Here is a 25,416-nt window from a genome sequence, read left to right on the forward strand (position 1 = left end):
ACGTGGGAAGCATCGGCCCGGAACGTGAGCAGCGCTGGTTCGGAACGTGAGAAGTGCCGGTTCAGAGTGTGAGAAGCATGGCCAGCATTCCGATGCCCATCGAGAGACGGCACGCCCGCGCCAGCTCCAGCCGATCACCCCACCCGGCGGCACGCACACTGCCTCCGGATCCATGCCGAGCCCCGAGCTCACGTCCAGATCCAGGCATGCGCCCAGGTCCAGGTCCGGGCACACCCCCAGGTCCGGCGACGGCGACCGGCATCAACCGTGTGCCGGTCCACAGCACATACGCGGTGAAGTACGCGAGAAGCACCCCCGTCAGCGCGGGAACCCCGGCGTGCGCCCCGCTCGCCATCACCGCCGCCATGTAGGCCATCGCGAACGCGCCCACCAGGTGGTGCAGATGGTGGGCGCTGCTCCGGGCGGCCCACAGGGCACGCAGCGCGGCCGCCCCGAACACCGCCGCGTAGGCGACCCAGGCCCATCGCGGCGGCGCGAGTGTGGCCGCCGGCACGGCCATCGCGGCCATCCCGAACCCCATCAGCGCCTCACCGCCCGCGGTACGGCGCTGCTCCTCGACCCTGCTGCGCATCCGCAGCAGACAGTAGGCCCCGGTCGCCGCGCACAGCGCGACGAGCAGCCAGCCCGGTGACGCAGGACCGTGCACCGCGCACCTCCCCGCTCGACGGTGTCGAACAGTCCGCCCGAAGAGATGCCCGGCCCGGGCGGAGCGCAAGCGAGCGCAAGGGTGTACACGGGGGAGCGTGCGGGGGTGCGCCGCAGGCGGAAGGCTCTGTGGGCGGGCAGCTCCCACGAGCAGCACGAGCAGCGTCACCCACGGGCGATATGTTTCACGAGTAAAACACCTGCTAATCTTATGGCCATGAGCAGTGCCGCACCCAGTCCCACCCCCGCACGCCGACTGCCTCTCGCCGGCGTCCTGCGCGTCGGCCGGCCCTCCGACATCTGGTTCAAGCCCGCGCTGAGCGTGGTCGTCGCGGTGGGCGTGCCGAACCTGACGCTGCTGACGCTCGGTCGGCTGGACCTCGCGATGTACACGATGGCCGGGTCGCTCTGCGCGCTCTACGCCCACAACCTGCCGTACGCGGCTCGCGCCCGGGCCCTCGCCTGGGTCGTGCTCGGCATGCTCGCCTCGGTCGCGGTAGCCCTGGTCACGGCGTCGCTCACGTCCTCCGCCGTGGTCCTCGTCGCGGTCGGCGCGCTGCTCGCCGCCGCCCAGAAGGCGCTGTGCGACGCGACGGGCATCGGCCCGCCCGGACCGGTGATCTTCGCCTTCATCAGCTCGGCCTCCCTTTTCACCCCTCAGACGCTCGGCCAGGTTCCCGGCCATCTCGCCCTCGCCGCCGCGGCAGGCATCTGGGCGTGGCTCGTCGGCATGGCCCCCCGCCTCGTACGACCGCACGGGCCGGAGCGCCGGGCCACGGCGCGAGCCCTGAATGCCGCCGCCGCGTACGCCGAGACGTCCGCCACCGCTTCCCCCGGACACGAGCGCGCCAGGGCGGCCGGGGCCGCCGCCGTGCACGCCGCCTGGCAGTCGCTGCTCGCCACCGGCGGCCGCTCGGAGCCACGGCGTGCCCTCGAACGGCTCGTCGTGCGGGCCGAGATCGCGCTCGCCGCACCCGCCGACACGGACCCCGGACGGCTGCGCTCCTGGGCGCGCGACCTGCGCGGAACGGGCCCCGCGCCGAGCGTGGACCTGGCCTCGGCGGCCGACGAACTCCTCGGTGTGGAGGCCGAACGGGTCGCGGGCAGGCGCCCGTTGGCCGACCGGCTCGGCCCGCTCCTGCCCCTCGCCCTGCGCACCGCGCTCGGCTGTGCCCTCGCCGGCTATGTGTCGCTGGCGCTCGGCGTCGGCCGCCCGTACTGGGCCCTGGTCACCGCCGCCTCGCTCTACCAGGCGAACATCACGCTGACCTGGAGCCGCGGAGTGCAGCGCGTCGTCGGCAACCTCGTCGGCGTACTCCTCTTCGCGGCCGTCGCCCCGCTCGCCCACCTCGGCCCCGCCGCCCTCGTCCTGTGCTGCCTCGCCTTCAACTTCGGCGCGGAGGCCCTGATCAGCCGCAACTACTGGCTCGGCAGCATCTGCGTGACCCCGATGGCGCTGCTGATCACCGAGTTCACGGGCTTCCAGCGGCCCGGCGAGCTGATGACGGACCGGATCGTGGACACGGTCGTCGGCGCGCTGGTCGGCTTCGTCGCGGCGGTCGCGGTCACCAACCGGCGTGCCGGAGACCGCATCGAAAACGCCCTCGAAACGGTGGAACGGGCCTGTGAACACGCCGCGCGACTGATCGCCGCCGAGCGACCCGGTGCCGGCGCCCTGGAAGCCGCCCGTCGTCAGCTGGCCGCGGCGCTCGTCGAGCTGCGCGCCACGGTCGACGCGGCCGCGGGCGAGTGGTGGCAACGCGCCGTGCCGGAGGAGCGGGTGCTGCTCGCCGAGCGGACCGGACACCGTACGCTCGCGACTGCGGTACGACGGCAGGGACTGCACGTTCTGGAGGGCACACGGGCATGACGGCAGCGAACGGGCGGGCGGCGGGTGGAGGAGGCGCGGCACACAGAGGGGCGGCCGCGGGGGACACCCTCGCCGCGGTGGTACGGCAGTGGCAGACGGTCCACCCCGACCTCGACACCGGCCCCATGGAGATCATCGGCCGCATCAACCGCTGTGCCGCACTCCTTCAGCAGGCCGAGGACGCGCCACTGCGACACGCCGGACTCACCCGCCCGGAGTTCGACCTCCTCGGCGCCCTGCGCCGCACCGGCCTGGAACTGACCCCCGGTGAGCTGGCCCGTGAGACCTTCTCCTCCGGCGCCGCCGTCACCAAGCGGCTCAAGCAGCTGACCGAGCGCGGCCTGGTCGAGCGCCGGGGCGACACCCGCGACCGACGCGTCGCCCATGTGCGCCTCACCGACGCCGGACGCGACCTGGTCGACTCCATCCTGCCCGAGCAGCTCTCGTACGAGACCGCGGTGCTTTCCGGGGTGGACGGCACCGTGCAGCGGGAACTCGCCTCGCTGCTGGGCGAGTTGCTGGTCCAGCTGGAGGGCCGGCTGCGCGCCCCGCGCGGCTGACACCTCACCGTCGGCAGCGTCAAGTCATGACCACGAGGGCTCCCTAACCCTCGTCGCCCGCCCTGTAGATGCCGAACACCGCGCCCTGCGGGTCCCGGAGCACCGCGATGCGAGGCCCCTCCGGGACCGACGTGGGTTCCATGAGGACGCCACCGCCCGCCTGCGTACTCGCCTCGGCGGTGGCTCCGACGTCCTCGACGGCGAAGTACGGCAGCCAGTGCGAGGGCACCTCGTGCGGGAACTTGTCGCCCATCTCCACCATGCCGCCGAAGTCGGCGCCGTCGATGCCCCACTGCGTGTAGTGCTCCGAGGCGTTGACGGTCCAGCCGAACACCGTCGTGTAGAAGGCGGTGGCCAAGTCGGGGGTACGCGTCATCAGCTCGACCCAGCCGAGCGCGCCGGGGGCGTTGAACAGACCGGCGCCGGAGAAGGAGTGCGCCTGCCAGAGCTGGAGGACCGCTCCTCCCGGGTCGGCCACCACCGCGAAGCGGCCCAGGTCGAAGACGTCCATCGGCTCCATGACGACCGCGCCGCCCGCGTCCCGTACCGCCCGCACGGTCGCGTCCGCGTCGGGCACCGCGAACGACACGTTCCAGGCGACCGGCTGCGACTCCTGGAACAGCGGGGTCAGGGCGGCCACCGACGCGTCGCCGAGGTGCGCGAGCGTGTAGCCGCCCGCCTCCGCGCGCGGATCCGTCTCCGGGCGCCAGCCGAAGACATCGGCGTAGAACCGCTTGGCCGCCTCCAGGTCACTGGTCCCCAGTTCGGTCCAGCAGGGCCCGCCGGGCACCGGCTTGTCCAGTTTCATGGCCGACCTTCTTTCCGGCTTCCGAATTTCCGGCGTGAGCACGTCAGGAGTGCGACGGGCTCCTCCTGGCACGCTAGTCCCGGCCATCCGCCCCGTCGAGCCGACGGAAAACCACATGGCGGGACCGCCCGGTGAGGCGTACTCTCGCCCGCGTACCGCACCTCATGGCGGCCTCCTCATGTACCCGATCCGGAGGTCTCCGCATGCCCGCGCTCACGGTGCGTCCCTTCCATCGCGACGACCGCGACCAGCTCACCGAACTCGTCAACGCGCATGTCGCCGCTGTCGTCCCCGGTGTCTCCGTCTCCGTGAACACCGTGCTCAGCGGTATGACACGGCAGCCGGACGAGTTCATCACCGACCCGTGGGTGGCCGAGCGGATCACGCTCGTCGCCGAGCAGCGCCGGTACGTGGTGGCAGGCGCGCATCTCCTGCGCTACCGCGCCGACACCGAGGTCGGTGAGAGCTTCCGGGACGCCGGCGCGATCGACTGGTTCGTCTGCCATCCGCCCGCCTCCTTCTGGCCGGACTCCGACCAGGCCTCCGATCTGCTGATGGCGGCCTGTCTGGCCCAGCTGGCCCGCTGGAACGTCCGACTCCGATACGCCGACGGATCCCTGCCCGCACCCGTCGTCTACGGACTGCCACGGCCCTGGCCGCACATCCGCGCCGCCTACGAACGGGCCGGCTTCCGGCACACGGGCGACACGGAGGTCATCCTGATCGCCGACGTGGCCGATCTGCCGTCGTTCACACCCCTGCCCGGAGTCTCGGTCGACCGCACGCTCGGCGAGTGCGGCACCCGCTTCACGGCACACGCCGACGGGCGCGTACTCGGCTTCATCGAGGTCGACACCGCCCTGGACCGCCCCGAACGGCACTCGCGCAGCGGCGGCCTCGCCGACATCGGCAACCTCCACGTCGAGCACCCGGTGGACGGCCTGGAGAACTGGCTCCTCGCCCAGGCCGCCCACTGGCTGCGGCTCTCGGGAGTACGGCGGCTCTTCGCGTACGAGGCCGCCGGCGCCGTGGAAGCGATCAGCCGGCTGACGGGCGCCGGGTTTCGCGAGCTGACGCGCACGGATCGTGGGTGGGAGCACCTTCCGTAGGGCCCCACGCGCCACCGCGCCGCCCGGCCGGCGCCGGTGCCGTGCTCGACCGCACGACGAGTTCGGTTGAACTGTCCCTATCGGTTGGGGAGTTGAGCCGAGGACGAGGTGGCGGACATCGTGGCGCCCAGGTCCACACCGCCGACCGGGCGGAGCAATCGCGCAGGGGCGTCCTGATCGCGGAGGCTGGGGGCCGTACCGTCCCACCAGTCGGCGTTGCCGTCCTCGATACAGCGCAGCAGGACCCCTTCGCGCAGCGCCCAGGGGCAGAGGGTCATCTCGTCGATGCCCATCAGCTTCATCGTGGTGTGCGCGACGATCGCCCCGGCCAGGGACTGACCGGCACGCGCGGGGGATATGCCGGGCAGGAGGGCGCGATCGGCGGCCGGCAGCACCGACAGCCGCTCGACGGCCACGCGGAGGTCGGTACGGGTGATGCCGCGCGGGGTGAAGGGCCCCGACCGGCCCGGGGCCGCGCCGCACAGCCGGCCCAGCTGCTGGAGCGTACGCGAGGTGGCGACCGTCGTACGCGGCGCCTCCCAGCGGATACGGGCCGCAACGTCACGCAGCTGGTGGCGCACGTGCCGACGCAGCAGCTTGGCCCGGCGGAGCGACGGCGGGTCCTGGCCACGGAAGAACTCGCGGGTCAGCCGGCTGGCCCCCAGCGGCAGCGAGATCGCGAAGTCCGGCAGCTTGCTCCGGCCGAAGGCCACCTCCAGCGTGCCGCCCCCGATGTCCAGCATGGCCAGCGGCCCCGCGCGCCAGCCCATCCAGCGCCGTGCCGCCAGGAAGGTCAGCTCCGCCTCGACCTCGCCGGGCAGCACATGCAGTGGCACCCCCGCCTCCGCGGTGACCCGCCCGAGGATCTCGGTGCGGTTGGGGGCGTCCCGCACGATCGCCGTGGCGAAGGCGAAGGGCTGGGCCACCCCCCACCGTCTGCCTTCCGACCGGGCGTCCGCCACCGCCTCCACCAGCCGGTTCACCTGTTCCTTCGGCAGGTGACCGCCCCGCTCGACATGGTCGGAGAGCCTCAGCCGGCGCTTGGCCGTGTGCACGGGGAGTGGAACGGCTCCGTCCGTTTCCGCGATGACGAGCCTTACCGTGTTCGAGCCGACGTCCAGTACACCCATTCGCATCCCCTCTCCGTACCCTTGGCGGCCCCGGGCACACCGTCGCTGGACCACCGGTGAGGCGCTGTTTGAGCCGTTCTGTGGGGGTACTCTGGCCTTTATGGACACCTTCGGCAGGGAGATAGCCATCCCCCACGAAGTCGTGGCCGGTTCGGCACCCTTCGTGGTGGGGCTTCTGATCACGGCGATGCTGGTCGTCGCGGTGTGGTGGGGGATGCGGGTGCGCGCCCGGGAACCCGGTCCGCCACGCCCCGAGGACCACCCCCATCTGCCCGAGGGCGGCGCGGTCCACGAGATCAGTGAGATGCGCGAGCCCGACGAGATGCCGCACAACGGCAGGGTCCTCACCCCGCACGAACTGCACGGCAACGTCTCCTCGCGCCGCGCCAAGGACCAGAAGCGGCCGATCTGGGGCCGCAACAGCAGCGGCGGCTTCGGCAGCGGCGGGCTCGGCCACCACTGAACGAGCGCGCGTGACCGATGGGTTGGCCGGGGCGGATGGAGTCGGCTCAGGCCCGCCCCGGCAGGCGGTTCACGCGCGCCCCGGCAGCTCGCACACGACGATCCCCTTCTCCAGCAGGCTGCCCAGGATCAGCATGCCGTCGTGCTCGTACACGCTGGTCACCATCCGGTAGCCCGCCCTGCGGCGCCTGAGGTCGTGGCGGACGCGGCCGCCCGGGCCGATGCCCAGCACGCGGGCAACGGGGAGAGGCCGGATCGGCAGGGGCCGGGCCGCTCGCCACGCCGCCCGTCGTACGCTCGCGGGAGCCCGACGCAGCCAGTCCAGGGGCGGTTGCCGCGGGCCTGCCAGGGCGATCCACACCGTGCCGTCCGCGCCGCGGGAGAGGTTGTCCGGGAAACCGGGGAGGTTCTCGACCAGCGTGTCGCGCTGTCCGGCCCGCGGGCCGGACAGCCACAGCCGGGTGAGACGGTACGCACCGGTCTCGGCCACGGCGACCCAGGACTCGTCCTCGGCCAGCACGACTCCGTTCGCGAAGTCCAGGTCGTCCAGCAGGACCTCGGGCTCGCCACCGCCGGGCGGGAGCCGCAGGAGCCGTCCCGTCGCCGTCCGCTCCATCAGGTCGCCGAGCCACTCCTGAAGCCCGAAACGCCTGCTGGAGGCCGTGAAGTACACGGTCCCGTCCGTGGCCGCGACCGCGTTGCTGCAGAACCGCAACGGCTCACCCGCCACACGGTCGACCAGAACCTCGATCCTCCCCGCGGAAGGAGAGGAGGACCCGGAGCCGGCCTCCGGCGTGACCCGCAGCAGCCCGCGCTCCGCGTCGCAGACCAACAGCCGCCCGTCCGGCAGGACTTCGAGCCCCAGCGGGCGCCCTCCCGTCCGCGCGATCTGCTCCACACGGGCGGGGCCGCGCGGCCGGACGCGGAGAATGCGGCCGTCGGCCACGCCCGTGATCACACGGCCTTCATGGTCGACGACGACATCCTCGGGACCTGTGCCACCGAGGGGGATCGGACGAAGGGGCGGCAGGACGCCGGGCCCCGCGGTGCGAGCTGTCACGGAGAGTCGCGGTGTCATGAGAAGCGTTCTGCCCGTATGAGGCGCCGCAACTCCTCGACGCGTCCATACGCCCTCGTGCGGGCCCCGAGGCCCAGGAGACCACGCGCTCGCCGTCGGTCTCGCGAGAGCCAGAGCCTGGGCGGGGTCAGGAGCAGTCGGGCCGTTCGGCAGTCAGCGGTTCCGCAAAGCCTTGATCAGCTCGTCCTTCGACATCGACGAGCGGCCCTCGACGCCGACCTTCTTCGCCTCGTCGTACAGATCCTGCTTCGACTGTTCCTCGTACGGGCCGCTCCTGCCGCCCTTGCGTGAGGAGGATTTCGGACTGTTGGCGATCCGTGCCGCCTTCTCCTTGCCCGCGCCCTCGCGGCGCAGCGCCTGGTAGGTCTTCTCGTCCTTGATCTGCGACCTGGGCATGGATTCCCTGCCTCCGCTCGTCCGGGGACCGAACCGTCGCGCGGCGCCACCCATGGCGCCGCCCGGCGGGGGACGTTTCGGGTACCCCCGACCGGCCACTCGGAACACATGGCACACATCGGATACACGATGATGACCGAGCAGGCCGGCCCCCGTGACCTCGTACAACACGTGGTGGCCGCCGAACGGGCCGGATTCGACTTCTCGGTCACGTCCGACCACTACTTCCCCTGGCTGGAGGAGCAGGGGCACGCCCCGTACGCGTGGAGCGTCCTCGGCGCCGCGGCGCAGGCCACCTCCACCATCCCCCTCATGACGTACGTGACCTGCCCGACGACCCGCTACCACCCGGCGGTCGTCGCCCAGAAGGCCGCCACCACGCAACTGCTCGCCGAGGGCCGCTTCCGGCTCGGACTCGGTTCCGGCGAGAACCTCAACGAGCATGTGGTGGGCGGTGGCTGGCCGGCCGCCCATGTGCGGCTCGAGATGCTGGAAGAGGCCGTGGAGATCATCCGCGCGCTCTTCGACGGCAAGAACGTCAACCACCACGGCCCGCACTTCGACGTGGAGAACGCCCGGCTCTTCGACCTGCCGGACGAGCCGACCCCGATCGGCATCGCAGTCTCGGGCGAACGCTCCTGCGCCCTCGCCGGCCGGCTGGCCGACCTGGTGATAGCCACCGAGCCGAAGGCCGAACTGGTCGACTCCTTCGAACGGCACGGCGGCAGTGGCAAGCCCAAGGTGGGCCAACTGCCCATCTGCTACGACCCCGACAAGGACGCCGCGGTCCGGCGGGCCCACGAACAGTTCCGCTGGTCGCTGGGCGGCTGGCCGGTCAACTCCGAACTGCCCGGCCCGGCGAGCTTCGACACGGCCACCCAGTACACCCGCCCCGAGGACATCGCGGAGACGATTCCGTGCGGCGACGACGTCGACACCTTCGTCGAGGCCGTACGCCCCTACGTCACCGCCGGATTCACCGAGATAGCCCTGGTCCAGGTCGGCGGCGACCACCAACTCCCCTTCCTGGACTGGGCCGAGAAGAAACTGCTCCCCGCACTCAACGACCTCTGAGCCGACGACAAGACCTCCGAGCGGCCGACGAAGGGACGATCATGGCCATCGCCACCTACTGCCTCGTAGCCCTGGACTGCCCGGACCCACCGGCCCTCGCGGCGTTCTACGCCGGCGTACTCGGCGGTGAGGTCAAGCAGTACAACGACGACTGGTACGACCTCCACGTGCCCGGCGGACACCGCATCTCCTTCCAGCGGGTCCCGGACCACCGCCCGCCGGACTGGCCGCACGCCGACGAGAACTCCCAGCAACTGCATCTGGACTTCACCGTGCCGGACATCGACGCGGCCGAGCCCCAGGTGCTCGCCCTCGGTGCCACCGCGCTCGATCTGGACGACAAGGACGGCAGCCGAGGCTGGCGGGTGTACGCGGACCCGGCCGGCCACCCGTTCTGCCTGTGCAAGGACTGACCAAAAGCGCGACGGGCCTGCGCGACGGCCCAGGAGCCCCGCCGGAGCCGTCCGCTCAGGGCCGGTACCGCAGCGGATGATCCGCCGGTACCTCCACCACCACGATCTCCGTTCCGTCCGGATCCGCGAGCCACATCTCGATCAGCCCCCACGGCTCCTTCACCGGCGGCCGGCGCACCTCGACGCCCGCGGCCACGAGTTCCTCGTACGCCGCCGTGACGTCCGCGACCTGGAGCCACAACTTGACGGCGGGGGAGGGCGGTTCCTCGGAGCGGCCCGCGACCTCCAGGAAACCGCCGCCGAGGAAGTAGACCGTGCCGCGCTCGGGACCCGTACCGAACTCCCGGTAGACGGGCAGGCCCAGCTTGTCGCCGTAGAAGGCGCGGGAGCGCTCGGGGTCGGTGGGGCGGAGCAAGGTCCGGCTGCTCAGTACATGCACCATGCGCCCGGAGCCTAGTGGGAGGGTTACGCTCAGCGGTGCCCGAGCCGCGCCCGAGATCGGAGAACCGCTCCATGGACACCGCCGCCACCGGACTGACGTTCCGCGACGCCACCGACGCCGACGTCGAGGCCCTCGTCGTGCTGATCGAGTCGGCCTACCGGGGAGACTCCAGCCGCACGGGGTGGACCACCGAGGCGGACATCCTGGAGGGTCAGCGGACCGACCCGGAGGGCGTACTGGCGGTCATCAAGTCCCCCGACAGCCGTCTGCTGACCGTCGAGCGCGACGGCACGGTGGTCGCCTGCTGTCAGCTCGAACACCGCGGTGACCACGCCTACTTCGGCATGTTCGCGGTCAGTCCCGCACTCCAGGGCGCGGGACTCGGCAAGGTGATCATCGCCGAGGCGGAGCGGTTCGCCCGCGAGACCTGGGGCGTCAAGGAGATGCACATGACGGTGATCTCCGCACGCGAGGACCTCATCGCCTGGTACGAGCGGCGCGGCTACCGCCGTACGGGAAAGATGACCCCCTTCCCGTACGGCGACGAGCGCTTCGGCATCCCGCAGCGCGACGACCTGCAGTTCGAGCTCCTGGTGAAGCCGCTCGCATAATCGTTACGCCGTGCGGCCCGGCCGTTACGCCGTGAAGCGGCCGGTGCGCTTGATCTCCGGATAGTCGGTGGTCGCGCCGTCCAGCTCCAGGGCGCGTACGAGGCGCAGATGGTCCTGGGTGTTCACGACCCAGCCGATGATCCGCAGGTCCGCCTTGCGGGCGCGCTCGACGACCTCCAGGGTCAGGCGGCGGATGTTCAGGACGAGACTCGTGGCGCCGGCCGCGGTGGCCCGCTCCACGACATCGATGCCATAGCGGCTGGCGACCAGCGCCGTGCGGACGCCGGGGACGAGCCGCGCGATCTCGGCGATGGCCTCGTCGTGGAACGACAGGACCTCGACCCTGCCGACCAGGTCGCGCCGGTTCATGACCTCCGCCAGCGCCCGGGCCGCGGCCACGTCCTTGATCTCGGCCTGCAGCGGCGCCGTGACGGCGTCCAGGACCTCCTCGAAGACCGGGATGCGCTCACCGCGGCCCGCGTCCAGCACCCGCAGCTCGGCGAGGGTCTTCTCGGCGATCGGCCCCGAACCGTCGGTCGTGCGGTCCACGTCGGCGTCGTGCATGACGACGAGCGCGCCGTCCTTGCTCAGATGCAGATCGAGTTCGATCAGGTCCAGGCCGGCCTGCTGGGCGGCGATGAAGGAGCGGAGGGTGTTCTCGGGCTCGACACCCATGATTCCGCGGTGCCCGATGGTGAGAAAGTTCAAGACTGACTCCGCTTCCGTCGACGGCGGCTCGGCTGCCGCGTGCTGCGGTCCCGTGCCCACGCGGCAAGGCCGCAGCCTAATGGCCCGGCCCGGCGTTGAACCCGCTCCGGCAGCGGCCAATGAGGCCTTCCAGCGGCGATAACAGGCCGTGCCGGGCTCCTCCCGCCTCACTCCTGCGTGGGCGAGTCCCGGGTGGGTTGACCGAACTCCGACGGCTACCCAGCGATCGGCGGAAGTATTCGTCCCCATGGCGTCCGACAGGAAAAAGAGCGGTGAAGGTGGGGAGGGGCAGGACAATCTCCCGAGTTCCCACTTGTGGCGGAGAACCCTGCACGCATACGGTGTCCATACGCGAGGTTCTCCCGTGGAGGATGGGTCATGACGGAAATTCTTGTGCAGGTGGGTACGGAGGAGCAGGCTCCTCCCCGGGACAGGGTGGTGGAGCACCCGGCCTGGCCCGTGCTCAAGGATGCCGTGGAGCGGATCCGGCCATGGCAGTCCAAGGACGGGTCGATCGACTTCGACGCCGAGGACGCCCCGGATCCCGCCGACGCCGGGCTCGCCGTGCGCCGTGTCATCGACGCGGTCGAGGAACTCGCCCCGCTCCTTCCGCACGACGCCGCCTACCACGAGGCGCTGGTCAGGGACATGCACCGCTGGGCCGAGGGCGGCTTCCAGGTCCCCGACTTCCTCGACTCCCTGCTGGCCTTCCAGCCCGCCGCGCACCGTGAGGACGGGCTCCAGCACCTGGTCGTCTTCCCGATGTACACGCAGAACGGCAATCCGGACCGCAACTTCGAAGCGGTCGTCCTGCGCATGGTCTGGCCGGAGTGGCTGGCCGATCTTGAGCGCACCCGCTACGACAACCCGCTGTTCTGCGGCATCACGTTCGAGGACTTCACGGCCGGATACGACACCAACTCGGCCGTCCTCTTCCCGGAGACCATCGCCGTGCGCGAGGCCCCCGAGCGGTTCAGCTGGGGCGGCATCTTCTGCGACCGCGAGGCCGCCCGCTTCCGCAAGGTCACCGAGGCCGCCGTCGACACGCTCGGCCTCGAACTGCCCGACGACATCCGCGAGATGGTCGGCGACCAGGCGCGCTGCGAGCAGGCCTTCGTCCTGTGGGACATGGTCCACGACCGCACCCACAGCCACGGCGATCTGCCCTTCGACCCGTTCATGATCAAGCAGCGCCAGCCGTTCTGGATGTACGGCCTGGAGGAGCTGCGCTGCGATCTCACGGCCTTCAGGGAAGCCGTGAAGCTGGAGGCCGACGGCTTCCCACAGGGCCGCGACGTGCAGTACGCGGTGCTGTTCGACCGCATGTTCCGCTTCCCCGTGACCGGCGACCGCGTCCGCAACTACGACGGGCTCGGCGGCCAGCTGCTCTTCGCCTACCTGCACAAGCACGACGTCGTCCGCTGGACCGACAACAAGCTGCACGTCGACTGGCAGCGCGCCCCGCAGGTCACCAACGACCTCTGCGCCGAGATCGAGAAGCTGTACCGCGAGGGCATCGACCGTCCGAAGCTGGTCCACTGGTTCGCCGCGTACGACATGGTGTCCCAGTACCTCGCCCCGCACCCGGGATCCCGCTGGGCCAAGGGTCCGGACGCCCTCGATCTGAACCAGCCGCCGCGAAAGCTCGTGGACGACGTGCTTCCGGACGAGTTTCCCCTGAGCATGTTCTATGAGGCCCTCTCCAAGAAGCTGAAGAAAGTGATCGCCTCAACCAAGGGCATCACGGCGGAGAGCGCCGAGCGGGTGGCCGCGTGAGCGACCGCGCCAATACCACTGCTCAGGAGGCGAAGATCATGGGGAACGGGGCTCTCAGCGGTGCGGTGATCGCGGTGGCCGGCGCGGGCGGACCCGCGGGACGGGCGGCGCTCCTGCGGCTCGCCGAGGCGGGTGCGACCGTCGTCGGCTCGGACAACGACCCCGAGCGGCTCGCGGAGGCCGTGGACGCGGCCCGGTACGCGCACGGCGGCTCCACGGTCGTCGGCGACACGGTCGACCTGCTCGACCTGCAGTCCAGCCATGACTGGGCCGCCCGCATCGAGAAGGACTTCGGCCGGGTCGACGGCCTGGTCCACCTCGTCGGCGGCTGGCGCGGCAGCGAGACCTTCACCAGGACCAGTCTCGACGACTGGGACTTCCTGGAGATGCTCCTGATCCGCACCGTGCAGCACACCTCCCTCGCCTTCCACGAGGCGCTGCAGCGCAGCGACCGCGGCCGGTACGTCCTGATCAGCGCCGCGGGCGCCAGCAAGCCCACCGCGGGCAACGCCGCCTACTCCGCGGCCAAGGCCGCGGCCGAGGCGTGGACACTGGCCATGGCCGACTTCTTCCGCAAGGCCGGAGTCTCCGGGGGCGCGGACGGGGCGACGTCCGCGGCTGCCATCCTGGTGGTGAAGGCGTTGGTGCACGACGCGATGCGCGCCGAGCGCCCGAACGCGAAGTTCGCGGGCTTCACGGACGTCAAGGAGCTGGCCGAGGCCATCACCGGCGTCTGGGAGCAGCCCGCCTCCGAGGTGAACGGAAAGCGTCTGTGGCTGACCGAGAAGCGGTGAACCCTCCGAAGACCGACGCGCGGCGTCGTCACGACCCGGAGATCCGCGGATTCGCCAGCGACAACTACGCGGGGGCGCACCCCGAGGTGCTCGCCGCCCTGGCCCTGGCCAACGGCGGGCACCAGATCGCGTACGGCGAGGACGACTACACCGACCACCTCCAGCAGGTGATCCGGGGCCACTTCGGCGCGAGCGCCGAGGCGTTCCCCGTCTTCAACGGCACCGGCGCGAACGTCGTGGCGCTCCAGGCGCTCACGGACCGCTGGGGCGCGGTGATCTGCGCGGAGAGCGCGCACATCAACGTCGACGAGGGCGGCGCCCCCGAGCGCATGGGCGGACTCAAGCTGCTCACGGTGCCCACGCCCGACGGCAAGCTCACTCCCGAGCTGATCGACCGGCAGGCGTACGGCTGGGACGACGAGCACCGTGCGATGCCGCAGGTCGTGTCGATCACGCAGAACACCGAGCTGGGCACCGTCTACACGCCCGACGAGGTCCGCGCGATCTGCGAGCACGCCCACGCGCACGGCATGAAGGTGCATCTCGACGGCGCCCGGATAGCCAACGCGGCCGCCTCGCTGGACGTGCCGATGCGGGCGTTCACCAACGCGGTCGGCGTGGACGTCCTCTCCTTCGGCGGCACGAAGAACGGCGCGCTGTTCGGCGAGGCCGTCGTCGTCCTCGACCAGGACGCCGTCAGCCACATGAAGCACCTGCGCAAGCTGTCGATGCAGCTCGCCTCCAAGATGCGCTTCGTCTCCGTGCAGTTGGAGGCACTGCTCGCCAAGGACCTGTGGCTGCGCAACGCCCGCCACGCGAACGAGATGGCCCAGCGCCTCGCGGAGGGCGTGCGGGCCGTGCACGGCGTAGAGATCCTCCACCCCGTGCAGGCCAACGCCGTCTTCGCCCGGCTGCCCCACGACGTGAGCGAGCGCCTGCAGAAGCGCTACCGCTTCTACTTCTGGGACGAGGCCGCGGGCGACGTCCGCTGGATGTGCGCCTTCGACACGACCGAGGACGACGTCGACGGGTTCCTGGCGGCGCTCAAGGAGGAAATGGCCCGCTAGTACCCCGCGACAGCATGCATAGATATGCGGTCACCCGAAAAGTAATTGACTCTCGGGTGGTCGCATTCCTATGCTCTGTGGGCATGGAGCTGATCCAGAACACCCCCGACCTGTCCGCGTACTTGGCTGCTGACGAGGTGGTCGACCATCACCATCCGCTCGTACGGGAGACGGCTGCGCGTCTCGCCGAGGGGGTGGCGGATTCGTATGGCTATGCGCGAGCTGCGTACGAGTTCGTGCGCGACACCGTCCCGCACTCCCAGGACGCGGGCGACCCGCGCGTCACCTGGCGTGCCTCCGGCGTCCTGGAACTGCGTACCGGCATCTGTCACGCCAAGGCGCACGCGCTCGCCGCGCTCCTGCGGGCCGAGGACATCCCCACCGCGTTCTGTTACCAGTCGCTTCTCCATGACGACGGAAGCGGACATGTCGTGCACGGCCTGGTCGCCGTGCGATTCAACGGGGCCTGGCACCGGCAGGACTGCCGCGGCAACAAGCCGGGCGTGGACGCCCAGTTCTCGCTCGTCGGTGAACGGCTGGCCTTCCCCGTCGACCCCCAGTCCAATGAGGTGGACTATCCGGTACTGTACGCTGAACCGCATCCGGTCGTCCTGAGCGCTCTCAAGGCAGCCCCCGACCGGCCGCACCTGTGGAAGACCCTCCCCACCGCACTCTGAGGCAAGGCAGGCAAGGCAGACGATGACCCTCTCGCTCACCGTGTCCGACGAGGTGCGCGCCCTCGCGCCCGGTTTCACGCACCTCGCCGTCGAGGCGTACGGACTCGTCAACGGGCCCAGTACGGACGGCACCTCGGAACTCCTCGACGACGCGGCCCGCCGTCTCGCCGCCCGCCTCGACGGCCGCGCCCCGCAAGAGGACCCGCACATGGCCGCATGGCGCGAGGTCTACACGGCGTTCGGCTCCAAGCCCTCGCGCACGCGCAACTCGGCGGAGGCGCTGGCGAAGAGGGCCCTCTCGGACGCGGGACTGCCCCGGATCAACGTGCTGGTCGACCTCTACAACGCGATCAGCGTCGCCCACCTGATCCCGGTCGGCGGGGAGGACCTCGACCACATCCAGGGCGGGATGCGTCTCGTGCGCGCCACGGGCGACGAGGACTTCGTGACCGTCGCGGCGGGGGAGGAGGCCGTCGAGCACCCCGACGCCGGCGAGGTGGTGTGGTGCGACGAGAAGGGCGTGACCTGCCGCCGCTGGAACTGGCGCCAGGGCCCGCGCACCCGCCTCACGGAGGAGTCGACCTCAGCGGTCTTCCTCCTGGAGAGCCTCACACCGATGCCGGTGGCCGACGTCGAGGCCGCGGGAGCCGAACTCGTCGAACTACTGGAGAAGTTCAGCCCGGGGGCGCGGATCACTGTGCACGCCCCTGAGCCGGCGACGGGGTGACGACCCGTACCGCTCCTCCTGCAAGGCTGAAGTTCACCCCGTGCCGGGCCCAGGCGCGCAGCAGCTCACCGAACCCGTCCGGTACGGGGAGGTCCGGCAGGTCGCCATCGCCGCCGTTGCACCGGGCCTCCGCGTACGGGAAGAGCGCGGTCAGCGGGCCGAGTACCGCGGAAAGCCGGTCCACCGGAGGCTCGCTGCTCACTTCCAGAGAGGTGAGCAACAGAACGGCGGCGCCCAGGAACCCGTCCGAGTCGAGTGCCGCGTGGACCCGGGACTCGCCGGCGGCCAGTTCCCCGACGATGTAGTCGAGGAAGTGCGACACGTCCTCGGCGCGCCCGACCCAGGGCGGGTCGGGATGCTCGCGCACCCATGCCCCGACCGCGGCGCAGTCGCGCAGCGTCGTTTCGAAGGCAGGGCGGCACCCCGGACCTCCGATCAGCAACACGAACACACACCGGGCGGCGTACGGGGACCAGGCGTGGCCCCTGCCGAAGATTCCCATGGGCCAGCTCTCGAACAGCGACCCGAACTCCAGCCCCCACTCGTCGAAGAAGTCCCCCAGATCGGCCAGTTCATGGCCCAGACAGACGTCCATCAGACCGATGTCGTCCGGTGCGGCGGCGAGAAACTCCGCCGCGTACTCTCCGACCGTGCGGCGCACGAACTCCCACCAGAACGCACTCACCGCTGACGACACCTCGTTGCTCGGTACCGCCACATATCCGGCCAGGAGCAGCCCGGAACGCTTCCGGACCGCGTCGGACGACCCCACTGCCTCGGCGATGGCCCCGGCCAGCTCGTCCGCCACCAGGTCGCGGCTGCTCCAGCAGTTCTTGACGAGCTCGCCGAGAGGACGGCTGAAGTCCTCGGACTCCGGGTCTCCGAGCATCAGATGATCCACGGCTGCCCTGGTCAACCGTCTGACGACGCTCGGCGGCGGATCCACGCAGCTCAGGCAGCGCGCCAGGAACGCGAGGATGTTCCCGCGGCCGGTCGCCGACCTGCGTCGCCGTTCGCCGAGGAGTGCGGTGAAGAAGCGGGCCGCGCCGTCCGCGGTCGCTCGTTCCTTGATCTGCACGGCCAGTTGGCCGACGATGTCCCACTCCTCTCGCGACACCTTGGGCGCGAGACGACGCGCGAGTATCTCCGGAGTGTCACTGGTGCTGGCGAGCTGGGCGGCGGCGAAGTACTCGAGGAAGGTGCGATGGGTGAACGTGAAGAGCCGCTCGCCGCGGGCGGTGGTGCCCACCTCGCTGAACACCCAGGCGCGACCCCGACAGAAATTGACGAACTGCTTGGCGGCGGCCTCGGCCTCCGCACGCGCCTCGTACCCTCGGCCGTCCAGGAACTCCACGGCCCTGTCCACCAGTTCGCGTTCCGTCACTGCGTGGGCCTCGTCGTCCCGGGTGAAGAGCCAGAGGGCGAGATGGCGCAGCGCCGGTTCGACCAGCCGTGACATCGCGAGTTCGACGTGGATCCTGCGCCGAACGTCCCACTTCTGGAACAGCAGTGATGCGCACTGTTCGTACACCTCAGGCCGGCTGCGGGGGATGGAGCCCGTGCCGCGGTAGAGGATGCACATGAGAGCGAGCATCAGGGGATTGGCGCGCAGATCGGTCAGGCTCGCGCTCTCCGCGAGGAAACTCGTGGCGTGCTCCTCGGCCTCGTGAGGCGTCCCTTCCTCCTGGGCGAACCACTTGGTCACGTACTCCGCCGTCCGGGCCGGGCCGAACGGTCCCAGCCGGAAGCACTCGAAGAGGCGGTCGTCGAGACGCGCCTCGCCATACCCCACGATCCGTGACGTCACCAGGACGGGAGCCAGCGGATACCTGGCACAGACCAGCTCCACGACCTCGGTCACCTCCCGGCGCCGAGCGGAGTCGACCAGCTCGTCGAGGCCGTCGAAGAGGATCGATGCCGTACCGCTCAGCAACAGCCGGTCGACGGCACCGGAGGGTGCCGGGCATTGGTAGTAGGTCTCCAGGCGGTGCTCGATGTAGTCGACGACGGAGCGCTTCTCGCCCTCGGCGAGGGCGAAGTCACGCAGCACGACGAGGAACGGGAGCGGCGCCTGCGGGTCGGAGGCGCGCCGGTGCATGAGCACCTGGCATGTGGTGGACTTTCCGCACCCCGGATCACCGAGCAGCACGGTTCGGTCGACGGCCCTGTCGAGCTCCGGGATCCCGAGCGTCGGGCCGTCGGGCGCCACGCGGTTCTCGTCGACGCGCTCCATGTCCGGGCTCACGTGCAGGGCGTCTATCGGCACGCGTCGTCGGCGCTCGAAATCGGGCGGTTCCAGCGATCCGTGGGCGTAGGCGGCCTGGCGCCGATAGGCGGCGACGAAGGCCTGGTCCGCCGCGAGGCAAGCGGAATCGCGAAGGGTCAGTGCGCGTGTGTGCCTCTCGATTGCGCCGAGGACCGCCGTGATGCGAGCGGAGAACGCCTCCTGACGGACCCGGCCCGACGCCACGGGGTCGGAGCTGGCCAACTGGCCCACCAGCGTGGCGATTTCCAGGTCGCAGTAGTCGAAGAACTCCGCGGCGAGGGCGCCCACCACCGCGTCGTGGTCCGGAAGCGGCTCTGTCACGGTGTGCGGGCCCAGAACGCATCGTGCGCAGGACACATAGGACTCGCGCAGTCCCACGATCACTGATTCCGGCGCATCCGTGAGGCGGGCGGCGAGCAACTCGTGCAGTACGGCCTGGCTGTCGTCGCAGCGCAGGAACTCCTCCACCGGCTGCGCCGGCAGCTCGTCCGGCAGTTCCGGGGCGCGATTCCCCGTGGGCGACAACTGGTAGGTGTCGAACCAGCGGATCAGGGTGTGGTCATGACCGCCGGTGCTCGCGGTCTCCCGCCTCAGCCAGCGGGCGGTCGCGGCGACGGCTTCCACGATCACTCCGGCGGCGACTTCTGCCAGCACGGATCTCGGGCCCCCTCCCCGGACTTCCGCTCAATATGGGGAAGGTAGCCGTCGATTGACGGAGCGTCCATACGGCGTAGCGGGCGGTGAGGGGTGCGGAACCATGGCTAAGCCCTGGAGCTGATCGAGGGATCCCGACGGGCCCGCGCGGACGGTGACGATTCAGCGGGCCTCGGAGGCCTTGACCTCTTCGGGGGTCGGGGCCGTGCCGCCGAGGTGGGCCGGCATCCACCAGGTGTCGTTCGGGCCCTTGGGGCGTACGGGGTAGGCGCGCTGCGCTGCTTCCAGGAGTTCCTGCACCCGCTCGCGCAACTGGCGGGTGATCGCGCCCGCGTACTTGTCGCGCGAGGCCTCTATGGCCTCGCCGACGCGGATCGTGATCGGGATGTGGCTGCGCTTGAAGTGGCGCGGGTGGCCCTTGGTCCACAGCCGCTGCGTGCCCCACACCGCCATCGGGATCAGCGGGACGCCGGCCTCCTGGGCCATGCGCGCGGCACCCGACTTGAAGCTCTTCAGCGTGAACGACTGGGAGATCGTGGCCTCGGGGAAGACGCCGACGATCTCGCCGGAGCGCAGCGAGTCGAGCGCGTGGGCGTACGCCGCCTCGCCGTTCTCGCGGTCCACCGGGATGTGCTTCATGTTGCGCATCAGCGGGCCGGAGATCTTGTGCCGGAAGACCGACTCCTTCGCCATGAAGCGGACCAGGCGCTTCTGCGGCAGGGCGGCCAGACCGTCGAAGATGAAGTCGAGGTAGCTGATGTGATTGCTCACCAGCACCGCACCGCCCGAGCGCGGGATGTTCTCCGTCCCCTTGAGGTCGATCTTCAGGTCCCAGGCCTTGAACAACGTCTGGGCGAGACCGATGGCGGGACGGTAGGCAAGCTCAGCCATGGACGGAGTGGACCCTTCTCTCTGGTCTGCCTGGGAAGGGGGCTCCCGGCGGGAACTTACGCTGCCGTAGGTTTACGGCATTGCGCAGATCGTGCCCCAAGAACGGACGAGTGGCCAGTCCTCGTGCCGTGCAAGGGCGAGATTCTCGTCACGTCACCCCTTGATCCACCTCGGAGTTTTAAGCTGCCTTTACTCTGCGCGAACCGTGAGCCGACGTACGAGCAGGTACATCTCGCACCCGAGGCAGTACCCGAACGAAGCGTTCAGAAACGCCGCCGCGAGCGCCGCCCCGGTCGCCGCGAGTCCCAGCCACTCGGGCCCCACTCCGAAGCCGATCAACCCCAGCGCCGCGAACGCGAATCCGACCGCCTGAGCGAACCGCGGCGGCTCCGGCGCCTCGAACTCCGTCGGCGGCCCGATCCGGGGACGCACCGCCTTGCGGAACAGCCAGCCGTACGGGGAACGGGCCACGCCACCCGCCGCGCCGAGCGCGAACGCCAGCGTCTGCCAGGCCAGCAGCCAGGCGCTGCCGGTGATCAGTACGACCGCCAGTACGACGGTCGTCACGGCCGCTCCGAAACGCGGCCCTCTTGCATCGATGTCCATGGGATCAAGCATTCCGCATGGAAAACGATCCGCCGCCGCGGGAATCTTTGCAGTCGCGTGAATGCTGAAGCCGAGGATGGCCGGATTCGTGGTGTGCGTGGTGGTGCTCGCGGTGGCGAGCGCCTTCGGAGTGCTGAACCGACGGCGGAGCGGGAGAGTCAGAGTGCGCGGGCGGGACGGCGGAAAGCGGCTGGGGGCGGCCGAGTTGGGCGAGGACCTCGGTGAGCGAGCCACACTCGTCCAGTTCTCCAGCGCCTTCTGCGCACCCTGCAGGGCGACCCGCAGGGTCCTCGGCGAGGTCGCCGAACTGGTCCCGGGCGTGGCGCACGTCGAGATCGACGCCGAGAACCACCTGGACCTCGTGCGGGAACTCGACATCCTCAAGACACCGACCGTGCTCGTCCTCGACGCGGACGGACGCGTGGTCCGGCGCGCGACGGGGCAGCCGCGCAAGGCGGACGTGATCGCCGCGCTCGGCGAGGCGGTCGGAACACCCTGACCTGTGAAGCTGGACGAGGCTGGAGGGCACCGGTGACGCATCTCCCATATGCCGGGACGCACTTGACTGCACGCACCACCTATCGTCAACCTGACCGTATGCCCCTGGAACTCCTTCTCGTCGAGCGCGAACGCCCTCGGACCGCGGCTGCCGCCCGCTGCGCGAGCGCGCACTGTCCGGGCTGTTGACCAGCCCAGGACCTGCTCGTCGCCTCCCGCAGAAGGACAACTCCATGACGGCCACGCCCGATCTCGGAACCCCTCGACTCACCTCTCCCGAACTCGCCTCCCCGGACCTTCTGCGCTCCGTCTTCCGGCGGCACGCGGCGGGAGTCGCCGTGATCACCGCCCAGGGCGACGAGGGTCCGGTGGGCTTCACCGCCACCTCGCTCACCTCGGTGTCCGCCGAGCCCCCGCTGGTCTCCTTCGGCGTCGGCACCGGCGCGTCAAGCTGGCCGGCGATCGCCGAGCAGGACCACGTCGGCGTCCACATACTCGGCGAGCACCAGCGGGAACTGGCGGCCACCTTCGCCCGCAGCGGAGCCGACCGCTTCGGCGCGCCCACCGCATGGCGGAAGGGCCCCGAGGGCGTCCCCGTGCTCGACGACGTCCTCGCCTGGCTCGTCTGCCGGGTCGTCGCGCGCGTACCGGCCGGGGACCACCGCATCGTGCTGGCCGAGGTGGTCCTCGGGGACCCCGCCGGCGCCGGCCGCCCACTCCTCTACCACCAGGGGAGTTTCAAGGGGCTGCGGGAATGACGCGTCGGGCCGTACGGCCCACCTCGCCTGCGTGGGCGTCGAGTTCCGATTACGCTGCGTTGCGAAGGTCACAGTTCAAAGCGCTTGCTTAGAGGGAACCACCTGCGGGAGCGTAGATGTGCGTACTGGCGAGTAATATTTCGCTCGGAGCGCGGGTCGCCCCCACCGGGAACGGCCGCTTCAGGCGCCTATGCTGCCCATAAGCAGGCAGCCCAGAAAAGACGATGCAGTAGGAGAGCCGGCGTGAGCTTGAGGATCGTTGTCACCGTGAAGTACGTGCCCGACGCCACTGGCGACCGGCACTTCGCCGATGACCTGACCGTCGACCGTGACGACGTGGACGGCCTGCTGTCGGAGCTCGACGAGTACGCGGTCGAGCAGGCCCTGCAGATCGCCGACGAGGCGGACGACGCGGAGATCACCGTGCTGACCGTCGGCCCCGAGGACGCCAAGGACGCGCTGCGCAAGGCGCTGTCCATGGGCGCCGACAAGGCGATCCACGTCGAGGACGACGACCTGCACGGCACGGACATCATCGGTACGTCGCTCGTGCTGGCCAAGGCCATCGAGAAGGCCGGCTACGACCTGGTGATCTCCGGTATGGCGTCCACCGACGGCACCGCCGGTGTCGTCCCGGCGCTGCTCGCCGAGCGTCTGGGCGTCCCGCAGGTCACGCTGCTCTCCGAGGTCTCCGTCGAGGACGGCGTCGTCAAGGGCCGCCGCGACGGCGACACCGCCTCCGAGCAGCTGGAGGCCTCCCTGCCGGCCGTCGTGTCGGTCACCGACCAGTCGGGCGAGGCGCGTTACCCCTCCTTCAAGGGCATCATGGCCGCCAAGAAGAAGCCGGTTCAGTCCTGGGACCTGGAGGAGCTGGAGATCGAGACGGACGAGGTCGGTCTCGAAGGCTCCTGGACCAAGGTCGACTCCGCCACCGAGCGCCCGGCCCGTACCGCCGGCACGATCGTCAAGGACGAGGGCGAGGGCGGCAAGCAGCTCGCCGAGTTCCTCGCGGGCCAGAAGTTCATCTGAGCCCCGTTCGAGGCTCGCTGAACCTCCATTCGCCGACCGCCCCTCATCTTTCGCAAGCAGGAGAGCATTCCCATGGCTGAAGTTCTCGTCTACGTCGACCACGTGGACGGTGCCGTCCGCAAGCCCACCCTGGAGCTGCTGACGCTGGCCCGCCGCATCGGCGAGCCCGTCGCGGTCGCGCTGGGCAACGGCGCCGCCGACACCGCCGCCGCGCTCGCCGAGCACGGCGCGGTCAAGGTCCTCACGCACGACGCCGCGGAGTACGCCGACTACCTGGTCGTCCCGAAGGTGGACGCGCTGCAGGCCGCGTACGAGGCCGTCTCCCCGGCCGCCGTGCTCGTGCCGTCCTCCGCCGAGGGCAAGGAGATCGCCGCCCGTCTCGCGGTCCGCATCGGCTCGGGCATCATCACCGACGCCGTCGACCTGGAGGCCGGCGACGAGGGCCCGGTGGCCACGCAGTCCGCGTTCGCCGCCTCCTTCACCACCAAGTCCCGCATCTCCAAGGGCACCCCGGTCATCACGGTCAAGCCGAACTCGGCCGCCGTGGAGGCCGCCCCGGCCGCCGGCGCCGTCGAGGCCCTCGCGGTCTCCTTCTCGGACAAGGCGACCGGCACCAAGGTCACCGGCCGCACCCCGCGCGAGTCGACCGGCCGCCCCGAGCTGACCGAGGCCGCGATCGTGGTCTCCGGCGGCCGTGGCGTCAACGGCGCCGAGAACTTCGGGATCATCGAGGCCCTCGCCGACTCGCTCGGCGCGGCCGTCGGCGCCTCGCGTGCCGCGGTGGACGCCGGCTGGTACCCGCACACCAACCAGGTCGGCCAGACCGGCAAGTCGGTCTCCCCGCAGCTGTACATCGCCTCCGGCATCTCCGGCGCGATCCAGCACCGCGCCGGTATGCAGACCTCCAAGACGATCGTCGCGGTCAACAAGGACGCCGAGGCGCCGATCTTCGACCTGGTCGACTACGGCGTGGTCGGCGACCTCTTCGAGGTCGTCCCGCAGCTCACCGAGGAGATCAACACCCGCAAGGGCTGATCGTTCACACAGGTACCCCGCAGGTGTTTCACGGGTACCTCGTGGCCTACGAGGCCCCGGTGACCGTGACGGTCACCGGGGCCTCGCCTCATGCCAGGGTCAGTGACGCCTGAACGGGCAGATGGTCGCTCGGGAACTGCCCGCCGACGGAGAAGGTGTTGATCGACGCCCGGTGCGTGGTCACGCCGGTCGTGGCGAGGATCCAGTCGATGCGGTCGCCGTCCGGAGTCAGGGGCCGGTAGCCGTGGAAGGTGGCGTACAGCTTGCTCCGCTCGGCCGCGGTGTCCCAGGTGTCGGTGAGTCCGGCGGCCAGCATCGTGTCGTAGACCGGGTTCTTGTGGGCGGCGACGTTGAAGTCGCCGGTCACCACGAGCGGCAGGGTCCGGTCGAGGCCGGCGATCCGCAGGGCGATCAGGGACGCCGCACGCGCGCGTGCGTTCTGGCTCGCGTTGTCGAGGTGGGTGTTGAGGAAGTAGAACTGCCGGTCCCCGTCGCCCAGATCACGGAAGCGGACCCAGGTCACCATGCGTATGGACCCGCCGCCCCAGGTGTTCGAGCCGATCACGTTAGGGGTGTCGGAGAGCCAGAAGTGGTCGTACTCGACCGGGGCGAGTCTGCGGGTGTCGTAGTAGACGGCCATGAACTCGTCGCGGCTGCCGCCCGCGCGGCCCGTGCCGATCCAGTCGTAGTGCGGTCCGAGGTCCGCCTCGATGTCGCGCACCTGCTGGAAGAGACCCTCCTGGACGCCCATGACGTGCGGCTGCTCCTGGCGCAGCAGTTCGCGCATCACGGGGCGGCGGACGGCCCAGCTGTTGGGTTCGACGGTGCTCGCGTAACGCAGGTTGAACGACATGACCTCCAGCCGGCGGCTCCGCGTTATTCGGTTCGCCGCGGCGGCGGGCGTGGTCGACAGTGCTGTACTGGACAGAGGCAGCGTGACCGCCGCGGCGAGCGCGGTCTTGAGGCCCAGGCGGCGCGTGACTCGACTGCGATGGGGCACGGGTGGCTCCTTCTGTGGCGGATGCCGGTTCCTGTGGGGGACACCGGTTCTGCTGCGGACACCGGACGAGTCGTGCGCATCGCAGTCTCGAAGCTCGGCGTGAACATGTCGAGGTCCCGGGATGGACCCCGAAGGAAGTCCCGGGGGTGCCCCCCAGGGAATTCAGGGGCACCCGCGGTGGGAATCCCGGACGGCCGGGGAAGGGATCCGGCGATGGCAAGGGAGGGAACGCCGACGTGGCCCGACCCGACATCGGAGGTGGCCAGGGCAGGAGCTCCGGAAGCGGGGCGGGAGGGCAGAGGGTGTTGACC

27 protein-coding genes are annotated in these 25,416 nt (G+C 70.5%); 16 read left to right on the top strand and 11 right to left on the bottom strand.

Features of this window, described 5'->3' with window-relative positions; genetic code table 11:
* Positions 1-61 precede the first annotated feature (61 nt).
* Positions 62-667, bottom strand: a complete 606-nt coding sequence (locus OG718_RS45535; protein ID WP_143633236.1) for a DUF5134 domain-containing protein — start codon at positions 665-667, stop codon at positions 62-64.
* 216 nt (positions 668-883) lie between these two features.
* Here OG718_RS45535 and OG718_RS45540 point away from each other — a divergent pair, with 216 nt between their 5' ends.
* The gene (locus OG718_RS45540) at positions 884-2,536 is read left to right on the top strand and encodes an FUSC family protein (protein WP_186001030.1); all 1,653 of its coding nucleotides are present in this window, start codon (positions 884-886) and stop codon (positions 2,534-2,536) included.
* Positions 2,533-3,096, top strand: coding sequence for a MarR family winged helix-turn-helix transcriptional regulator (locus OG718_RS45545; protein ID WP_143633240.1), 564 nt, complete (start codon positions 2,533-2,535; stop codon positions 3,094-3,096). Before OG718_RS45540 ends, OG718_RS45545 begins: the two co-directional genes overlap by 4 nt.
* 43 nt (positions 3,097-3,139) lie before the next feature.
* On the opposite strand, the gene OG718_RS45550 is transcribed toward OG718_RS45545, so the two are convergent.
* On the bottom strand, positions 3,140-3,904 hold the full coding sequence (locus OG718_RS45550; protein WP_143633242.1) for a VOC family protein: 765 nt from the start codon (positions 3,902-3,904) through the stop codon (positions 3,140-3,142).
* A 203-nt stretch (positions 3,905-4,107) separates the two neighbouring features.
* On the opposite strand from OG718_RS45550, the gene OG718_RS45555 reads away from it, so the two are divergent.
* Positions 4,108-5,013: an N-acetyltransferase gene (locus OG718_RS45555; RefSeq protein ID WP_143633244.1), complete on the top strand. Its 906-nt coding sequence runs from the start codon at positions 4,108-4,110 to the stop codon at positions 5,011-5,013.
* Between the two features lie 77 nt (positions 5,014-5,090).
* On the opposite strand, the gene OG718_RS45560 is transcribed toward OG718_RS45555, so the two are convergent.
* Complete coding sequence (locus OG718_RS45560; protein WP_143633246.1) at positions 5,091-6,149, bottom strand: Ppx/GppA phosphatase family protein; 1,059 nt, start codon at positions 6,147-6,149, stop codon at positions 5,091-5,093.
* 94 nt (positions 6,150-6,243) lie between these two features.
* Here OG718_RS45560 and OG718_RS45565 point away from each other — a divergent pair, with 94 nt between their 5' ends.
* Entirely contained in the window at positions 6,244-6,606 is a 363-nt protein-coding gene (locus OG718_RS45565; RefSeq protein WP_143633247.1) for a DUF6479 family protein, read from the top strand.
* A gap of 69 nt (positions 6,607-6,675) precedes the next feature.
* Here OG718_RS45565 and OG718_RS45570 read toward each other — a convergent pair whose 3' ends face one another.
* On the bottom strand, positions 6,676-7,683 hold the full coding sequence (locus tag OG718_RS45570; protein ID WP_443055264.1) for an SMP-30/gluconolactonase/LRE family protein: 1,008 nt from the start codon (positions 7,681-7,683) through the stop codon (positions 6,676-6,678).
* A gap of 153 nt (positions 7,684-7,836) precedes the next feature.
* Positions 7,837-8,079 carry a DUF7218 family protein gene (locus tag OG718_RS45575; RefSeq protein WP_143633251.1) on the bottom strand — a complete coding sequence of 81 codons (243 nt, stop codon included), beginning with the start codon at positions 8,077-8,079 and terminating at the stop codon, positions 7,837-7,839.
* Positions 8,080-8,187: 108 nt separating this feature from the next.
* On the opposite strand from OG718_RS45575, the gene OG718_RS45580 reads away from it, so the two are divergent.
* Positions 8,188-9,153 (top strand): LLM class F420-dependent oxidoreductase, encoded by a 966-nt coding sequence (locus OG718_RS45580; RefSeq protein WP_328846916.1) that lies wholly within the window; start codon positions 8,188-8,190, stop codon positions 9,151-9,153.
* Positions 9,154-9,194: 41 nt separating this feature from the next.
* On the top strand, positions 9,195-9,566 hold the full coding sequence (locus OG718_RS45585; RefSeq protein WP_328846917.1) for a VOC family protein: 372 nt from the start codon (positions 9,195-9,197) through the stop codon (positions 9,564-9,566).
* A 55-nt stretch (positions 9,567-9,621) separates the two neighbouring features.
* On the opposite strand, the gene OG718_RS45590 is transcribed toward OG718_RS45585, so the two are convergent.
* On the bottom strand, positions 9,622-10,008 hold the full coding sequence (locus OG718_RS45590; RefSeq protein WP_143633257.1) for a VOC family protein: 387 nt from the start codon (positions 10,006-10,008) through the stop codon (positions 9,622-9,624).
* Between the two features lie 71 nt (positions 10,009-10,079).
* Between OG718_RS45590 and OG718_RS45595 the strand changes: the two genes are divergently transcribed.
* Positions 10,080-10,619 carry a GNAT family N-acetyltransferase gene (locus OG718_RS45595; RefSeq protein WP_328846918.1) on the top strand — a complete coding sequence of 180 codons (540 nt, stop codon included), beginning with the start codon at positions 10,080-10,082 and terminating at the stop codon, positions 10,617-10,619.
* Positions 10,620-10,643: 24 nt separating this feature from the next.
* Here OG718_RS45595 and OG718_RS45600 read toward each other — a convergent pair whose 3' ends face one another.
* On the bottom strand, positions 10,644-11,327 hold the full coding sequence (locus tag OG718_RS45600) for a glycerophosphodiester phosphodiesterase (RefSeq protein WP_143633260.1): 684 nt from the start codon (positions 11,325-11,327) through the stop codon (positions 10,644-10,646).
* 378 nt (positions 11,328-11,705) lie between these two features.
* Between OG718_RS45600 and OG718_RS45605 the strand changes: the two genes are divergently transcribed.
* The 5 genes from OG718_RS45605 (at position 11,706) to OG718_RS45625 (ending at position 16,368) form a co-directional block, all read left to right on the top strand.
* On the top strand, positions 11,706-13,103 hold the full coding sequence (locus OG718_RS45605; protein ID WP_328846919.1) for a DUF6421 family protein: 1,398 nt from the start codon (positions 11,706-11,708) through the stop codon (positions 13,101-13,103).
* Between the two features lie 38 nt (positions 13,104-13,141).
* On the top strand, positions 13,142-13,897 hold the full coding sequence (locus OG718_RS45610; RefSeq protein ID WP_143633264.1) for an SDR family oxidoreductase: 756 nt from the start codon (positions 13,142-13,144) through the stop codon (positions 13,895-13,897).
* Positions 13,894-14,964 carry a threonine aldolase family protein gene (locus tag OG718_RS45615; protein ID WP_328847945.1) on the top strand — a complete coding sequence of 357 codons (1,071 nt, stop codon included), beginning with the start codon at positions 13,894-13,896 and terminating at the stop codon, positions 14,962-14,964. The genes OG718_RS45610 and OG718_RS45615 overlap by 4 nt, the downstream gene beginning before the upstream one ends.
* 83 nt (positions 14,965-15,047) lie before the next feature.
* A complete protein-coding gene (locus OG718_RS45620; protein WP_143633266.1) occupies positions 15,048-15,641 on the top strand; it encodes a transglutaminase domain-containing protein in 594 nt (197 codons plus the stop codon).
* Between the two features lie 22 nt (positions 15,642-15,663).
* Positions 15,664-16,368, top strand: coding sequence for a B3/B4 domain-containing protein (locus OG718_RS45625; RefSeq protein WP_328846920.1), 705 nt, complete (start codon positions 15,664-15,666; stop codon positions 16,366-16,368).
* Here the strand turns inward: OG718_RS45625 and OG718_RS45630 are convergent.
* The 3 genes from OG718_RS45630 to OG718_RS45640 form a co-directional block, all read right to left on the bottom strand.
* Positions 16,334-19,288, bottom strand: a complete 2,955-nt coding sequence (locus OG718_RS45630; protein WP_328846921.1) for an NACHT domain-containing protein — start codon at positions 19,286-19,288, stop codon at positions 16,334-16,336. The genes OG718_RS45625 and OG718_RS45630 overlap by 35 nt on opposite strands.
* Before the next feature lie 162 nt (positions 19,289-19,450).
* Entirely contained in the window at positions 19,451-20,179 is a 729-nt protein-coding gene (locus OG718_RS45635) for a lysophospholipid acyltransferase family protein (RefSeq protein ID WP_143633270.1), read from the bottom strand.
* A 189-nt stretch (positions 20,180-20,368) separates the two neighbouring features.
* Positions 20,369-20,785 carry a DUF4395 domain-containing protein gene (locus OG718_RS45640; RefSeq protein ID WP_328846922.1) on the bottom strand — a complete coding sequence of 139 codons (417 nt, stop codon included), beginning with the start codon at positions 20,783-20,785 and terminating at the stop codon, positions 20,369-20,371.
* A gap of 76 nt (positions 20,786-20,861) precedes the next feature.
* Here OG718_RS45640 and OG718_RS45645 point away from each other — a divergent pair, with 76 nt between their 5' ends.
* The 4 genes from OG718_RS45645 (at position 20,862) to OG718_RS45660 (ending at position 24,105) form a co-directional block, all read left to right on the top strand.
* Positions 20,862-21,284 (top strand): TlpA family protein disulfide reductase, encoded by a 423-nt coding sequence (locus OG718_RS45645; protein ID WP_143634114.1) that lies wholly within the window; start codon positions 20,862-20,864, stop codon positions 21,282-21,284.
* A 232-nt stretch (positions 21,285-21,516) separates the two neighbouring features.
* On the top strand, positions 21,517-22,041 hold the full coding sequence (locus OG718_RS45650) for a flavin reductase family protein (RefSeq protein ID WP_143633274.1): 525 nt from the start codon (positions 21,517-21,519) through the stop codon (positions 22,039-22,041).
* Positions 22,042-22,284: 243 nt separating this feature from the next.
* Positions 22,285-23,070, top strand: a complete 786-nt coding sequence (locus tag OG718_RS45655; protein WP_143633276.1) for an electron transfer flavoprotein subunit beta/FixA family protein — start codon at positions 22,285-22,287, stop codon at positions 23,068-23,070.
* Between the two features lie 72 nt (positions 23,071-23,142).
* Positions 23,143-24,105, top strand: a complete 963-nt coding sequence (locus OG718_RS45660) for an electron transfer flavoprotein subunit alpha/FixB family protein (RefSeq protein ID WP_143633278.1) — start codon at positions 23,143-23,145, stop codon at positions 24,103-24,105.
* Between the two features lie 88 nt (positions 24,106-24,193).
* On the opposite strand, the gene OG718_RS45665 is transcribed toward OG718_RS45660, so the two are convergent.
* Positions 24,194-25,105 carry an endonuclease/exonuclease/phosphatase family protein gene (locus OG718_RS45665; protein WP_328846923.1) on the bottom strand — a complete coding sequence of 304 codons (912 nt, stop codon included), beginning with the start codon at positions 25,103-25,105 and terminating at the stop codon, positions 24,194-24,196.
* Between the last annotated feature and the right edge of the window lie 311 nt (positions 25,106-25,416).

Source organism: Streptomyces sp. NBC_00258 (assembly GCF_036182465.1).
Lineage (GTDB): Bacteria > Actinomycetota > Actinomycetes > Streptomycetales > Streptomycetaceae > Streptomyces.